The sequence below is a fragment of the Pseudomonas putida genome, from assembly GCF_001941965.1.
Classification (GTDB): domain Bacteria; phylum Pseudomonadota; class Gammaproteobacteria; order Pseudomonadales; family Pseudomonadaceae; genus Aquipseudomonas; species Aquipseudomonas putida_L.
Genome location: NZ_MKZO01000015.1, coordinates 13,521 through 26,582, shown reverse-complemented (window position 1 = coordinate 26,582; position 13,062 = coordinate 13,521). Strand labels below are relative to the sequence as shown.

The following is a 13,062-nucleotide window of genomic DNA, read 5'->3' as shown; positions in this document are numbered from 1 at the left end:
CTACACTCGAAATTCCAATTGCCCACCTTTCATGGAGAACCGCATGGCCAGCAAACAGGCACAAACCGCCCAGGAAATCCTCATGGCCGATTTCCAGACCCTGGTGCGCGACACCGAGAAACTCCTCGAACACACGGCCACCCTCGCCGGCGACCAGGCCGACGAACTGCGCGCGCAGATCCACGACAACCTGCTGCGCGCCCGGGAAACCCTGCAACAGACCAACAATGACCTGCGCGAACGTGGCCAGGCGGCGCTGACCAACACCGAAGAGTACGTGCAGACCAACCCCTGGCAATCCATCGGCATCGCTGCCGGCGTGGGCTTCCTGATCGGTCTGCTGGCCAGTCGGCGCTGAGGGCCGGGCCATGGAAAACCAATCCCCCGGCTCATCCTCGCGGCGCCTCGGCGCGGCCATCCTCGGCCTGCTGCACGGTCATGTGGAACTGTTCGGCATCGAATTGCAGGAGCAGAAGGCCCGCACCCTGAACCTGCTGCTGTTCGCCGGGCTGGCGCTGGTCTTCGCCCTGCTCCTGCTGACCGCATTGTCGGCACTGCTGCTGGTACTGCTCTGGGACACCTATCGTCTGGCCGGCATCATCGGCCTCTGCGTGTTCTACGGCGTCGCCGCGGTGTTCTGCGCAGTCCGCCTGAAAGCTGCGGTGCATGACGAACTGTCGCCGTTCAGCGGCACCCTCGAAGAACTTGCCAAGGACCGGGAGCGCCTGTTGCCATGAGCCTGCCTGAACTGCCCCAGACCACCGACCGCCGTGAATTGCGCAAGGCCATGGTGCGCCTGCGCATGGAAATGCACCGCCAGGAAATCCGCAACGAAGCCGGCAATGCCCTGCAACCCCTGACGCGCCTGCGCAGCATGGGTGACAGCCTGCACAGCGGGCTGCAAGGCGGCCTGGGGATCAAGCATGCGCCGCTGTGGGGCATCGGTGCCGTGGTCCTGCTGGGTTTCATCACCGGCAAGGGCGCGCGCAGCGGCAACCTGAGCCGGCTGACCAAGCTCACCAGTAGCCTTCTGCCATTGATTCGCCTGTTCATGCAGCAGCCGCCGAAACGCCCGTAAGCGAACTGGCGGCATTCTTGCAGAACGCTGACCGGGTGGTCCGCCACCCTTCTGCGTTCTAGAACAACAAGGAGTCGCCGTGTCCGACGAGCAACCGCTCGCCTGTTTCCAGCCGTTCATCGACACCGCCACTGGCCGTATCGCTGGCGTCGAAGCCCTGGGCCGCCTGCGCCGGGGCGATGGCCAACTGCGTTCGGTGGGGCCGCTGTTCAACGACCCGAACATCCCCTCCGCCGAGTTGCTGAAACTCGACCGGACCCTGCGGGAACAGGCTTTCAGACAATTCCACCAGGCTCCCGAAGACTGGTTCCTCAGCCTCAATATCTCGCCGCGCTGGGTCAGCGAAGTGCAACCCGGCGACCCCCTGCCAAGCCTGGTACAACTGCAGCAGCAAGGCGTCGATCCGCGGCGGGTGGTGTTCGAGATCACCGAGACCGGCGGCGATCGCGAGCGCCTGGCCATGGTGGTGCAGCGCTACCGCGAAGCCGGGGCACGAGTGGCCATCGACGACTTCGGCGCCGGCTACTCGCAACTGGACCGGGTACTGTCGCTGCAGCCGGACATCCTCAAGCTGGATATGCGCCTGTTCCAGGCAGCGGCCCGCGGCGGTCCCAGCAGCGAGGTGGTCAAGGCCCTGGCGCAGATGGCCGAGAAAACCGGCTGCGTGATCATCGCCGAGGGCGTCGAGACCGAGGCCGAGCTGAACTTCGCCCTGGAATGCGGTGCGCGCTACCTGCAAGGGTTTCTCTTCGCCGGTGCCGAGCCCGGGTTCTTCCCGGCGCAGACCTTCGCCGGGCGCTTCGCCCAACTGCGCGAGCAGTACGTACAGAGCAAGCTGGCCGAGCGCGCCAGGCTGATGCAGCGGCGCCAGCAACTGGTGGAGCTGATGCCGCAGTTGCAGCGCTGGGTCATGGCCAATGCCTCGCTGGAGGAACTGCCGGACCTCAAGGCCTATCCCTGGCTGCTGCGCTTCTTCCTCTGCGACCGCCACGGCACCCAACTGACACCGAACCTGGAATGGCGCCAGCAGGGCTGGCACGTAGACTCCAGCTACCTGGGGCACAACTGGTCGTGGCGCCCCTACTTCTACCACCTGCTGGCCGAGGGCTGGGACGAGCGGCGGCTGATCCTGTCCAACACCTACCGCGATGCGACGACCAACCAGTACTGCCTGACCGCAGGGCAGTTTTTCGACAGCGGACGCCGGTTGTTACTGATCGATGTCGACGCCGCCGGACTTTGAGCTTGCGGCGGGGGCCTGGAAAACGGGAAGCTAGGCCCTTGCCCTTTGTTATGGGCTCTTTATTTATGGAGGCTGGCCTTGGACTGGCACACCCTGCTTACCCGTGAACGCCTCGGCAAAACCCTGCACAGCTCCGAGGAACTGGGCCGCAGCCCGTTCCACAAGGACCATGACCGCATCATCTTCTCCGGCGCCTTCCGCCGCCTGGGGCGCAAGACCCAGGTGCATCCGGTCACCAGCAACGACCATATCCACACCCGCCTGACCCACTCCCTGGAAGTCAGCTGCGTCGGCCGCTCGCTGGGCATGCGCGTCGGCGAAACCCTGCGCGAGGCCCTGCCGGACTGGTGCGAGCCGAGTGACCTGGGCATGGTCGTGCAGTCCGCCTGCCTGGCCCATGACATCGGCAACCCGCCTTTTGGCCACTCCGGCGAAGACGCCATCCGCCACTGGTTCCAGCAGGCCGCCGGCCGTGGCTGGCTGGACGGCATGAGTGATGCCGAACGCGCCGACTTCCTCAACTTCGAAGGCAACGCCCAGGGTTTCCGCGTGCTGACCCAACTGGAATACCACCAGTTCGACGGCGGCACGCGGCTGACCTACGCCACCCTCGGCACCTACCTGAAATACCCCTGGACCGCGCGCCACGCCGATGCCCTCGGCTACAAGAAGCACAAGTTCGGCTGCTACCAGAGCGAGCTGCCGCTGCTCGAGCAGATCGCCCACAAGCTCGGCCTGCCGCTGCTGGACAACCAGCGCTGGGCCCGGCATCCGCTGGTGTACCTGATGGAGGCGGCGGATGACATCTGCTACGCCCTGATCGACCTGGAAGATGGCCTGGAGATGGACCTGCTGGACTATCCCGAGGTGGAAGCGCTGTTGCTCGGCCTGGTGGGCGACGACCTGCCGGAAACCTACCGCCAGCTCGGCCCGCAGGACTCGCGGCGGCGCAAGCTGGCGATCCTCCGTGGCAAGGCCATCGAGCACCTGACCAACGCCGCGGCGCGGGCCTTCGTCGAGCAGCAGGAGGCGCTGCTGGCCGGTACCCTGCAGGGCGACCTGGTGGAGCACATGGACGGCCCGGCCAAGCGCTGCGTGCTGCAGGCCAAGGACATTGCGCGCAAGAAGATCTTCCAGGACAAGCGCAAGACCCTGCACGAGATCGGTGCCTACACCACCCTGGAGATTCTCCTCAACTCCTTCTGTGGCGCTGCCCTGGAGCAGCATGGCGGACGTAGCCCGTCATTCAAGCACCGGCGCATCCTCGACCTGCTCGGCAACAACGCGCCGGATCCGAATGGCTCGCTGCATGCGGCGTTCCTGCGGATGATCGACTTCATCGCCGGAATGACCGACAGCTACGCCAGCGAGATGGCGCGGGAGATGACGGGGCGGTCGAGCCCGATCTGATATTCGAAAGGACTACTCGGACCCTGTGGGAGCTGGCTTGCCAGCGATTGCCATAGTGAATTCACCAAAGCTATCGCTGGCAAGCCAGCTCCCACAGGGTCCGTGTTGTTCCGTATAACGATATGGAGCATGGCTCTTTGCCTCCATCTTCCTGCACTAAAAATGGAAACTTCCCAAACAACTTTGTAGCCATTAAGAAAATACAAAGTAGGAAATTTCCTATATTAAAGCTGACCCCCACTCTATTTACGTGCAGGCTTCTTATCTGGGCTATGGTGCGGCCTCTACAAGCATTCCTTTGGAAGATTGAGCATGCACTCTGTATTTATTGTCGATGACCATCCTGTCATTCGCCTGGCCCTGCGAATGCTGCTGGAGAACGAAGGCTATCGGATCGCCGGGGAGTCCGATAACGGCGTCGACGCCATGCAGATGGTCCGCGAGAGCCCGCCGGACCTGGTCATCCTCGATATCGGCATCCCCCGCCTGGACGGCCTTGAGGTGCTGTCGCGCTTCAACACCATGTCATTGTCGCTGAAGATCCTGGTGCTCACCGCGCAATCGCCGGCGCTGTTCGCCATCCGCTGCATGCTCTCCGGTGCCTGCGGCTATGTCTGCAAGCAGGAAGACCTCAGTGAACTCTTGAGTGCCATTCGCGCGGTACTTTCCGGCTATAACTACTTCCCCAGCCAGACCATCATCCCGTTGCGCCAGCAGCTTGATATCCCCGAAGAAATAGAACGCTTCAAATTGGTGAACGACCGCGAGCTGATGGTCCTGCAACTGTTCGCCCAGGGCCGCAGCAACAAGGAAATCGCCGAGGGCATGTTCCTCAGCAACAAGACCGTCAGCACCTACAAGAAGCGCCTGATGCACAAACTCAGGGCGCGCTCGCTGGTGGAGCTGATCGAAATGGCCAAGCGCAACGAGCTGGTATGAAAGCCCTGTTGCTTGCCTTGCTGCTCGGCCTCGGCCCCGGGCAGGCGCTGGCGAACCCGCCGGCGCAAGACACCCTCAAGTTGTTCAGCCGCAGCGCCCAGGTGCCGCTGCGGATCGCCCTGACACCGGCACAGCAGGCCTGGCTGCACAACCATCGCGAGCTGGTCCTGGGCGTGTCGGCACCGGACTACCCGCCCTTCGACCTGACCGCCAGCGGTCGCGACTACGAAGGCGTCACCGCCGACTACGCCGGCCTGCTCGGCGCCACCCTCGGCCTGCCGGTGCGGATCCAGCGCTTCGCCAGCCGCGACCTGGCGCTGCAGGCCCTGGTCGCCGGGCGCATCGATCTGCTGGGCAGCGCCAACAGCTACGACCTTGCCGTCCCCGGCGTGGTCCTGTCGCAGCCCTACGCCGAGGACCAGCCGGTACTGGTGACCCGGGAAAACGAGACCCGGCCACTGGATACCGGGCTCAAGGACCTGCGCCTGAGCATGATCGAGCACTACCTGCCGCTGGCCGATGTGCGCGCTACCTATCCCTACGCCAGCATCCGCACCTACAGTTCCTACCACAACGCCCTCAATGCGGTGGCCTTCGACCAGGCCGACGTGTTCCTCGGCGACACCCTGTCGACCCACTACCTGCTCAACCAGAGCCACCTGCGCAATCTGAAGATGGCCAATTTCGCCAAGCACGAGGCCACCGGCTTCGGCTTCGCCGTGCAGCAGAACGAGCAGATCCTGCTGACCCTGGTCAACAAGACCCTCGAAGCGGTCACCAGTACCACCCGCGCCAGCATTTTCCAGCGCTGGAGCGCCGGCAGCAGCATGCTGTTCACCGACCGCAAGCTGCAACTGTCACCCAGCGAGGAGCAATGGCTGGAGAAGAATCCGGTGGTGCGGGTCACGGTGGACGAACACGCCGCACCGCTGACCTTCTTCGACCGCTCCGGCAACCTGCGGGGCATCGCCGCCGACCTGCTGGAACTGATCCGCCTGCGCACCGGCCTGCATTTCGAGATCAAGCGCAGCAACGGCATCAGCGACATGATCGACCAGGTCAAGCACGACCACGCCGAGCTGATCGCAGCCATTTCCAGCAGCCCGGAACGCGAAGCGGAACTGCATATCAGCCGTCCGTACCTGGAAAACTCCTACGTCCTGGTCACCCGCGACGGCAAGGACGCGCCCCAGTCCCTCGAACAACTGCAAGGCCGGCGCCTCGCCGTCAGTCGCGGCAACCTGCTCAACGAAGGCATCCGCCAGCGCTATCCGGATATCCAACTGGTCTCCACCGAGGACACCGCCGCCGCCGCCGGCATGTTGAGCAACCGCCAGGTGGACGGCATGGTCATGGCGCTGATCAACGCCAACTTCAACCTGACCACCCAGCGTCACCTGGTGATCCGTGCCACCGTCAGCGATATCCCGGCGACCTTCTCCCTGGCCACCTCACGCCATGATCCGGAACTGGCGTCGATCATCGACAAGGCCCTGACCAGCATCGTCCCCGAGGAAATGGGCATTATCAACAGCCGCTGGCGCAGCTACAGCGGCTCCTACTCCTACTGGCAGAGCCACCAGCAAAGCATCCTCAAGATCATCCTCGGCACCCTGGTCCTGTTGCTCCTGTCTTTGGCCTGGAATGCCTGGATGCGTCGCCAGATCAAGCAACGCGAGGCCGCCGAGCGGGCCCTGAGCGACCAGCTCGAATTCATGCGCGCGATGGTCAACGGCACTCCCCACCCCATCTATGTCCGCGATCGCGAGGGCCTGCTGCAGACCTGCAACGACAGCTACCTGCAGGCCATCGGCGTGAAGCTCGAGGCGGTCCTGGGCAAGTCGATCCACGAAGCGCCCCTGGGCGTCAGCGACGATGCGCGCAAGATCCAGGCCGATTACCTGCGGGTGATGAACGAGGGCCGGCCACTGATCGTCGACCGCCCGCTGATGCTCAAGGACACCGAGCAGACCATCTATCACTGGGTCCTGCCCTACCGCGACTCCCTCGGCGAGGTGAAGGGCATCATCGGTGGCTGGCTGGATATCAGCGAGCGCCGCCAACTGATCCATGACCTGCGCCTGGCCAAGGAGCAGGCCGATGCGGCCAACCGCGCGAAAAGCGTGTTCCTGGCGACCATGAGCCACGAAATCCGCACACCGATGAACGCCCTGATCGGCATGCTCGAACTGGCCCTCAAGCGCACCGGCGACCCCGAGCAGGAGCGCCCGGCCATCGAGGTTGCCTACCGCTCGGCCCGCGACCTTCTGGCGCTGATCGGCGATATCCTCGATATCGCCCGCATCGAGTCCGGGCACCTCAACCTCAGCCCCGAGCGGGCCAATCCGGCGCAGCTGGTGCAGGCGGTGGGCCAGGTCTTCGAGGGCCTGGCCCGGGACAAAGGCCTGGAACTCAACCTGATCATCTCCCGCAGCGCCAACCGCGACGTGCTGCTCGACCCGCTGCGGGTGCGGCAGATCCTCTCCAACCTGGTGAGCAACGCGATCAAGTTCACCACCTGGGGCCAGGTCAGGATCGACCTCGCCCTTTCCAGCCTGCCCGAAGGCGGCGAAAGTGCCCGGCATGACCTGCAACTGGAGCTGTCGGTGTGCGACACCGGCGTGGGCATCTCCGCCGACGACCAGCAACGCCTGTTCCAGCCCTTCGTCCAGGTCGAGCCGGACAGCGCCCAGGCGCGCAGCGGCACCGGCCTGGGCCTGGTGATCAGCCGCAGCCTGTGCGAAATGATGGGCGGCAAGCTGAGCCTGTTCAGCAAGCCCGGCGAAGGCACGGAAATCCGCATCATCCTGCCCCTGCGCAGCCTGCCGGAAAGCGCCGAGCCACAACCCTGCGAGACCGCACCACCGATGCCCAGTGCCGGCTTGCAGGTCCTGGTGGTGGACGACCATCCGGCCAACCTGCAACTGGTGGCGCAGCAACTGCAGTTCCTCGGCGTGCACTACCGTTGCGTCGACAACGGCGAGCAGGCCCTGGCGCTATGGCGCGAAGCACGTTTCGATGTACTGATCGTCGACTGCAACATGCCGGGCATGAACGGCTACCAGTTCACCCAGGCCGTGCGCGAGGCGGAGCGCCAGCAGCAACGCCCCCCCTGCACCATCCTCGGCTATACCGCCAACGCCCAGCCGGAGGTCCGCGAGCACTGCCTGCAGGCCGGCATGGACGACTGCCTGCTCAAGCCCATCGGCCTGCACACCCTTGGCCAGCGCCTGGCCGGCGTACCGCTGCAAAGCGCCCCCGCCCTGCTTGACCTCAGTGGCCTGCAGCCGATCATCGGCGATTGCCCGCAGGAACTGCGGCGCCTGCTGGAAACCCTGCTGCGCAGCAGCCCGGAAGACCAGCAACGGCTCAGCGCCATCGATACCCATGGCAACCCGCAACCGCTGAAAAATGTCGCCCACCAGATTCTTGGGGTGGCACGTATCGTCCAGGCCGAAGAGCTGATCCTGGCCTGCGAAAAACTCGAGGAAGTCTGTGCGCGCTACGCTCCGGAGCCCGTGCTCAGGCGGCGCAAGCGGCAAGTGCTGTATCAGATGAAGCGGGTCGACCAGACCCTGCGGCAAACCCTGGAGAGTCTGCCGGACGCGACGGACGTCGGCGAGGAAGGCAAAGGCTGAAAAGCAACGCGGCAGCCCTTGGGCTGCCGCGAAACGTCCATCAAGCCTGATTGATCGGCTTTTCCGGGTACCAGGCGTCGACCAGCGGGCTGAGCTCGATGTTGGTCAGCTCGCTGCGGCCTTTCAGCCAGGCTTCGACGGCGGCGCGCTGCTCTTCGTTGACCGAGCCACGCTTGGCCAGGCAGACCAGACCGAAGTCGTCGCCACCTACATAGTCCAGGCCGTTGGCATCCATGGCTTCAGCCAGGAATGCATCGAGGAAGGCGTCGATGGCTTCATCGCTCAGGTCTTCCTTGAAGCCCAGGTTCAGCTCGAAACCCAGTTCCTGGAATTCGTCTACACAGAGCTTTTTGCGCAGACGGCGGGAACGGTTGGTAGCCATGAAACAATCCTCTTGAGTAATAACGCCGCGCACTTTACCAGTTTCGCCACCCTTCTGCCCGGGAAAACCCGACAAAACCGCGACCATTGCGCGCAAACCCGACGCACGCCGGCACAGGCTTGGGGCATAATGCGCGCTATCATTTTTTCAACCGGGGCCATCATCCTGTACAGCCCCGTTTCATTTCATCCTTCTGCATGCAGGGTTCACGTGCTTATGACCCCATCCCTCCGCTCCTTGCTGTTCGCCGGCCTGCTCCTGCCCCTCGCCCTGCCGGCCCATGCCGCACCCGCCAATTCCAGCCTGCCGCCCAAGGTGCAACAGGCGCTCAAGGCCAACAAGCTCGACGACTCCGCCCTGTCCCTGGTGATGATCCCGCTCAACGGCCCGGGCACCCCGACCATTTTCAACGCCGATGTCTCGGTCAACCCGGCCTCGACCATGAAGCTGGTCACCACCTACGCCGCCCTGGAAATGCTCGGCCCGACCTACCAGTGGAAAACCGAGTTCTACGCCGACGGCCCGCTGAGCAACGGGGTGCTCAACGGCAACCTGTACCTGAAGGGTGGCGGCGATCCCAAGCTGAACATGGAAAAGCTCTGGTTGCTGATGCGCGACCTGCGCGCCAACGGCGTGCAGACCATCACCGGCGACCTGGTGCTCGACCGCAGTCACTTCATCCAGCCGCAACTGCCGCAGTTCAACGACGATGGCGGCGACGAGAACAAGCCGTTCCTGGTCAAGCCGGACTCGCTGCTGGTCAACCTCAAGGCCCTGCGCTTCGTCGCCCGCAACGATGGCGGCCGCGTGCTGGTCTCGGTGGAACCGCCGATCGCCAGCATCCGCATCGACAACCAGGTCAAGGCCGTGGCCAGCAAGCAATGCACGGGGGATGTGCGCTACAACCCGGTGGTCCAGGCCGATGGCGTCAGCGTCACGGTCACTGGCCAACTGGGTGATGGCTGCAACTCGCAGACCTACCTGTCGCTGCTCGACCACCCGACCTACGCCGCTGGCGCGGTGCGGGCGATCTGGAGCGAACTGGGCGGCACCATCCAGGGCCGCAGCCGGGTCGAGGACGTGCCGAAGAACGCCCGCCTGCTGGCCCGCGCCTTCTCGCCGGATCTGGTGGAGATCATCCGCGACATCAACAAATACAGTAACAACACCATGGCCCAGCAGCTGTTCCTCAGCCTGGGCCAGCGTTTCCGTACCGATGCCGACGGCGATGATGCCAAGGCGGCGCAGCGGGTGGTACGGCAGTGGATGGCCAAGAAAGGCATCATCGCCTCGCACCTAGTGATGGAGAACGGCTCCGGGCTGTCCCGTGCCGAGCGGGTCAGTGCGCGGGAGATGGCGACCATGCTGCAGTCGGCGTGGAAGAGTCCTTATGCTGCGGAGTTCATCAGCTCGCTGCCGCTGACGGGCATGGACGGCACCATGCGCAAGCGTCTGAAACGCACGGCGATGGCCGGCGAAGCGCATATCAAGACCGGGACCCTGAACACCGTGCGGGCGATTGCCGGGTTCAGCCGTGACAGTAACGGCACCACCTGGGCGGTGACGGCGATCCTCAACGACCCGCGGCCTTGGGGCGCTTCGGCGGTGCTGGACCAGGTGTTGCTGGATCTGTACAAGCAGCCTAAAGGCGCGGTGGCCAGTCAGCCCTGAGGTCTTGTGCTGTTGCTGATGGCCTCATCGCCGGCAACGCCGGCTCCCACAGGTTTGGCACTGCCCTCACGAGTGGTGCTGTGCCTGTAACCAGCCCTGAGGTTTGTGTTGCTGCTGATGGCCTCATCGCCGGCAACGCCGGCTCCCACAGGTTTGGCACTGCCCTCGCGAGTGGTGCTGTGCCTGTAACCAGCCCTGAGGTTTGTGTTGCTGCTGATGGCCTCATCGCTGGCAAGCCAGCTCCCACAGTGTCCGCGTCGCTGCCGAACCTGTGGGAACTGGCTTGCCAGCGATGAGGCCCGCATGAGCGACAAAGATCAGAGCTGCTCGGCCTCGACCCGGTCGCGCCCGCCCTGCTTGGCGGCATAGACACCCGAGTCCGCCCTTAACAACAAGGCATCCGCCCCTTCCCCCGGCCGCCACCCGGCCACACCAAAGCTCGCCGTCACCCGCCCCACGCCATCCACCGGCACGCTGCGCACGCCCTGCCACAACTCCAGCGCCAGCGAGTGCGCCTGGCTGGCGGTGCTTCCCGGGCAGAGCACCATGAACTCCTCCCCGCCCAACCGACAGAACACATCGGTACGCCGCAGCCGATGGCTGATACGCTGACACAAGCTCTGCAACACCAGGTCGCCCACCGCATGCCCGAAACGGTCGTTGATCTGCTTGAAGTGGTCGATATCGAGCATGATCACCGCCAGATCCTGCCCGCCACGCTGGGCCCGCTCCAGCTCGGCCTTGAGTCGCTCCTGGAAGTAACGACGGTTATGGATACCGGTCAGCGAGTCGGTCACCGACAGCGCCCGCAGTTCTTCCTCGACCCGCTTGAGGTCGGAAATGTCCGTCAGATAGCCATGCCACAAGGTGCCGCCATCCGGCAGCGGCTCGGGCGTCGCCTCACCGCGCACCCAGCGCAAGCCGGCCTTGGGCAGGTTGACCCGGTATTCCTCACGCCACGGCGTCAACTGGTCGGCAGACTCGCGGATCGAGAACCGCACCCGCGCCAGGTCATCCGGGTGGATGCGCTCGAACACCGTAGTCGCATCCTGGCGCAGCAACGCCGGCTCCACTTCATAGATATCCCGCAACCCTTCGCTGGAATAGCTGAAACAGGACGTACCATCGGGGTTGAGGCGGAACTGGTAGATACCGCCCGGTACCTGGGCGGTGAGCTTTTCCAGCAGGCGGTCACGGGCCTCCAGCGCTTCGTGCACACGCTTGCGCTCGGTGATATCGATACAGATCGCCAGATGCCCGACCCACAGCCCGTACTCATCGAGCACCGCGGTCACCAGCATGTTCGCCGGCAGCAAGCTGCCGTCCTTACGGCGCAGGGTCCACTCGCCGGGCTCTTCGTCGGCGGTGGGCACGCTGTCCACCAGCAGCGCCTGGTTGGCACTGATCTCGCGACCGAAGCGCAGGCTCATGGAACGCGCGCGCTCACGGACTTCTTCTGGCAGCAGCAGGTGCTCCAGGGTCAGCTTGCCCAGCGCTTCTTCGCTGCTGTAGCCAAGCATGCGCTCGGCGCCGGCATTGAAGGTGCTGATCACTCCGTGCAGATCGGTGGCGATGATCGCCACCTCGGTTGCCGCATTCAGCACGCTGCGCAGCTGGTTATGGGTATCACGCAGGCTTTGCTCGCTGACCCGCAGCTCGGCGGTGCGCTGTTCGACCAGGGTCAGGGCGCGCTGGCGCTGACTGAACAGACTGAACAGCAAGGCACTGAGCAGCAGGCTCAACAGGCCGCCGACAAAACCGACGGCCATGGCCGGGGAACGGTTGTCGTGGAGAAACTCCTGGCTGGGAGACATATCCAGTTGATAGCTGCGATCCGCCAGGTGCAGGACCTTGCGCACCCGCAGCGGCGAATCGGCGGCCTCGTTGCCCGACTCGAACAGCGACTCCGGCCCCGCCAGGGACGACAGGTCGACGATGCGCACCACCAGGTTGTCCTCGGCCGCACTGGGCAGGCCGTCGGCCATCAGTTGGCGCATGCTCAGCACCGCCATTACATAGCCCTTGGGCTCACCGCCGGTGGCATCGGCCGCGAATACCGGCGCTACCATCAGCATGCCGCGGCTGTAGGCCGGCGCCACGCCGATCAGGTCGAGAGGCGCCGAGACCGCCATCGAACCCGGTGTCGTGGCCCGCTGCACGGTATCGCGGCGCAGCGGCTGGGACAGCAGGTCGAAACCCAGCGGCGGCGGCAACTGGCTGAGGGTCTGGCTGAACAGCACCGGGTAGTACAGGGGCCGCTGCGGTGACGGCTGCAGGGCACCGCCATCACCCACCTCGCGAATGCCGAAGGTGGGCCCAAACAGCTTGCGGCCCTGGCGTTCAAAGTCCGCCCGCTCCCCTGCGCTGACACGTGGCGACCAGGAATAGGCCTGGGAACGGTGCAGCAAAGGCCGGACATAACCGTCGAATTCGTCGCGAGTGATTTCCTGGGCGAAGACGAAGAAACGCCGCAGGCCGTCCAGGCGTTGCACCTGGTCCTGCAGGCGTTCCTCGATGCGGCTATAGCGCTCGTTGGCCAGCAGCTCGAAGCGCTGCGCCAGTTGCTGTTGATACAGCTTGTGGGCGGCGAGCGCCAGCAAGGCGGTCAGCAGGCCGCCGACCACCAGGGCGACGAAGGCCACCAGCCAGGCGGACACTTCTTCGCTGATAAAACCGAGCATCTTCGGCTTCGACATGGGCA

10 protein-coding genes are annotated in these 13,062 nt (G+C 64.6%); 8 read left to right on the top strand and 2 right to left on the bottom strand.

Annotated elements, in window-relative coordinates:
* The first annotated feature begins 43 nt into the window (after positions 1-43).
* The 7 genes from PSEMO_RS10635 (at position 44) to PSEMO_RS10605 (ending at position 8,308) form a co-directional block, all read left to right on the top strand.
* Positions 44-358 (top strand): DUF883 family protein, encoded by a 315-nt coding sequence (locus tag PSEMO_RS10635; protein ID WP_075803033.1) that lies wholly within the window; start codon positions 44-46, stop codon positions 356-358.
* Between the two features lie 10 nt (positions 359-368).
* Positions 369-737 carry a phage holin family protein gene (locus tag PSEMO_RS10630; protein ID WP_075803032.1) on the top strand — a complete coding sequence of 123 codons (369 nt, stop codon included), beginning with the start codon at positions 369-371 and terminating at the stop codon, positions 735-737.
* Positions 734-1,078: a hypothetical protein gene (locus tag PSEMO_RS10625; RefSeq protein WP_075803031.1), complete on the top strand. Its 345-nt coding sequence runs from the start codon at positions 734-736 to the stop codon at positions 1,076-1,078. Before PSEMO_RS10630 ends, PSEMO_RS10625 begins: the two co-directional genes overlap by 4 nt.
* A 79-nt stretch (positions 1,079-1,157) precedes the next feature.
* Positions 1,158-2,321 carry an EAL domain-containing protein gene (locus PSEMO_RS10620; RefSeq protein WP_075803030.1) on the top strand — a complete coding sequence of 388 codons (1,164 nt, stop codon included), beginning with the start codon at positions 1,158-1,160 and terminating at the stop codon, positions 2,319-2,321.
* Positions 2,322-2,399: 78 nt separating this feature from the next.
* Positions 2,400-3,731: a deoxyguanosinetriphosphate triphosphohydrolase gene (locus PSEMO_RS10615; protein WP_075803029.1), complete on the top strand. Its 1,332-nt coding sequence runs from the start codon at positions 2,400-2,402 to the stop codon at positions 3,729-3,731.
* 312 nt (positions 3,732-4,043) lie between these two features.
* Positions 4,044-4,670, top strand: a complete 627-nt coding sequence (locus PSEMO_RS10610) for a response regulator transcription factor (RefSeq protein ID WP_075803028.1) — start codon at positions 4,044-4,046, stop codon at positions 4,668-4,670.
* Entirely contained in the window at positions 4,667-8,308 is a 3,642-nt protein-coding gene (locus PSEMO_RS10605) for a transporter substrate-binding domain-containing protein (protein ID WP_075803027.1), read from the top strand. The genes PSEMO_RS10610 and PSEMO_RS10605 overlap by 4 nt, the downstream gene beginning before the upstream one ends.
* 40 nt (positions 8,309-8,348) lie before the next feature.
* Here PSEMO_RS10605 and PSEMO_RS10600 read toward each other — a convergent pair whose 3' ends face one another.
* A complete protein-coding gene (locus tag PSEMO_RS10600; protein WP_075803026.1) occupies positions 8,349-8,690 on the bottom strand; it encodes a YggL family protein in 342 nt (113 codons plus the stop codon).
* A gap of 216 nt (positions 8,691-8,906) precedes the next feature.
* Between PSEMO_RS10600 and dacB the strand changes: the two genes are divergently transcribed.
* Positions 8,907-10,361: a D-alanyl-D-alanine carboxypeptidase/D-alanyl-D-alanine endopeptidase gene (dacB, locus tag PSEMO_RS10595; protein WP_075803025.1), complete on the top strand. Its 1,455-nt coding sequence runs from the start codon at positions 8,907-8,909 to the stop codon at positions 10,359-10,361.
* Between the two features lie 317 nt (positions 10,362-10,678).
* On the opposite strand, the gene PSEMO_RS10590 is transcribed toward dacB, so the two are convergent.
* Positions 10,679-13,057 carry a sensor domain-containing diguanylate cyclase gene (locus PSEMO_RS10590; RefSeq protein ID WP_075803024.1) on the bottom strand — a complete coding sequence of 793 codons (2,379 nt, stop codon included), beginning with the start codon at positions 13,055-13,057 and terminating at the stop codon, positions 10,679-10,681.
* Between the last annotated feature and the right edge of the window lie 5 nt (positions 13,058-13,062).

What these genes read in the sequence shown, in the direction of transcription:
- PSEMO_RS10635 (WP_075803033.1), top strand. Translation starts at nt 44, where the DNA reads ATGGCCAGCAAACAGGCACAAACCGCCCAGGAAATCCTCATGGCCGAT.
- PSEMO_RS10630 (WP_075803032.1), top strand. Translation starts at nt 369, where the DNA reads ATGGAAAACCAATCCCCCGGCTCATCCTCGCGGCGCCTCGGCGCGGCC.
- PSEMO_RS10625 (WP_075803031.1), top strand. Translation starts at nt 734, where the DNA reads ATGAGCCTGCCTGAACTGCCCCAGACCACCGACCGCCGTGAATTGCGC.
- PSEMO_RS10610 (WP_075803028.1), top strand. Translation starts at nt 4,044, where the DNA reads ATGCACTCTGTATTTATTGTCGATGACCATCCTGTCATTCGCCTGGCC.
- PSEMO_RS10605 (WP_075803027.1), top strand. Translation starts at nt 4,667, where the DNA reads ATGAAAGCCCTGTTGCTTGCCTTGCTGCTCGGCCTCGGCCCCGGGCAG.
- PSEMO_RS10600 (WP_075803026.1), bottom strand. Translation starts at nt 8,690, where the DNA reads ATGGCTACCAACCGTTCCCGCCGTCTGCGCAAAAAGCTCTGTGTAGAC.
- dacB (WP_075803025.1), top strand. Translation starts at nt 8,907, where the DNA reads ATGACCCCATCCCTCCGCTCCTTGCTGTTCGCCGGCCTGCTCCTGCCC.
- PSEMO_RS10590 (WP_075803024.1), bottom strand. Translation starts at nt 13,057, where the DNA reads ATGTCGAAGCCGAAGATGCTCGGTTTTATCAGCGAAGAAGTGTCCGCC.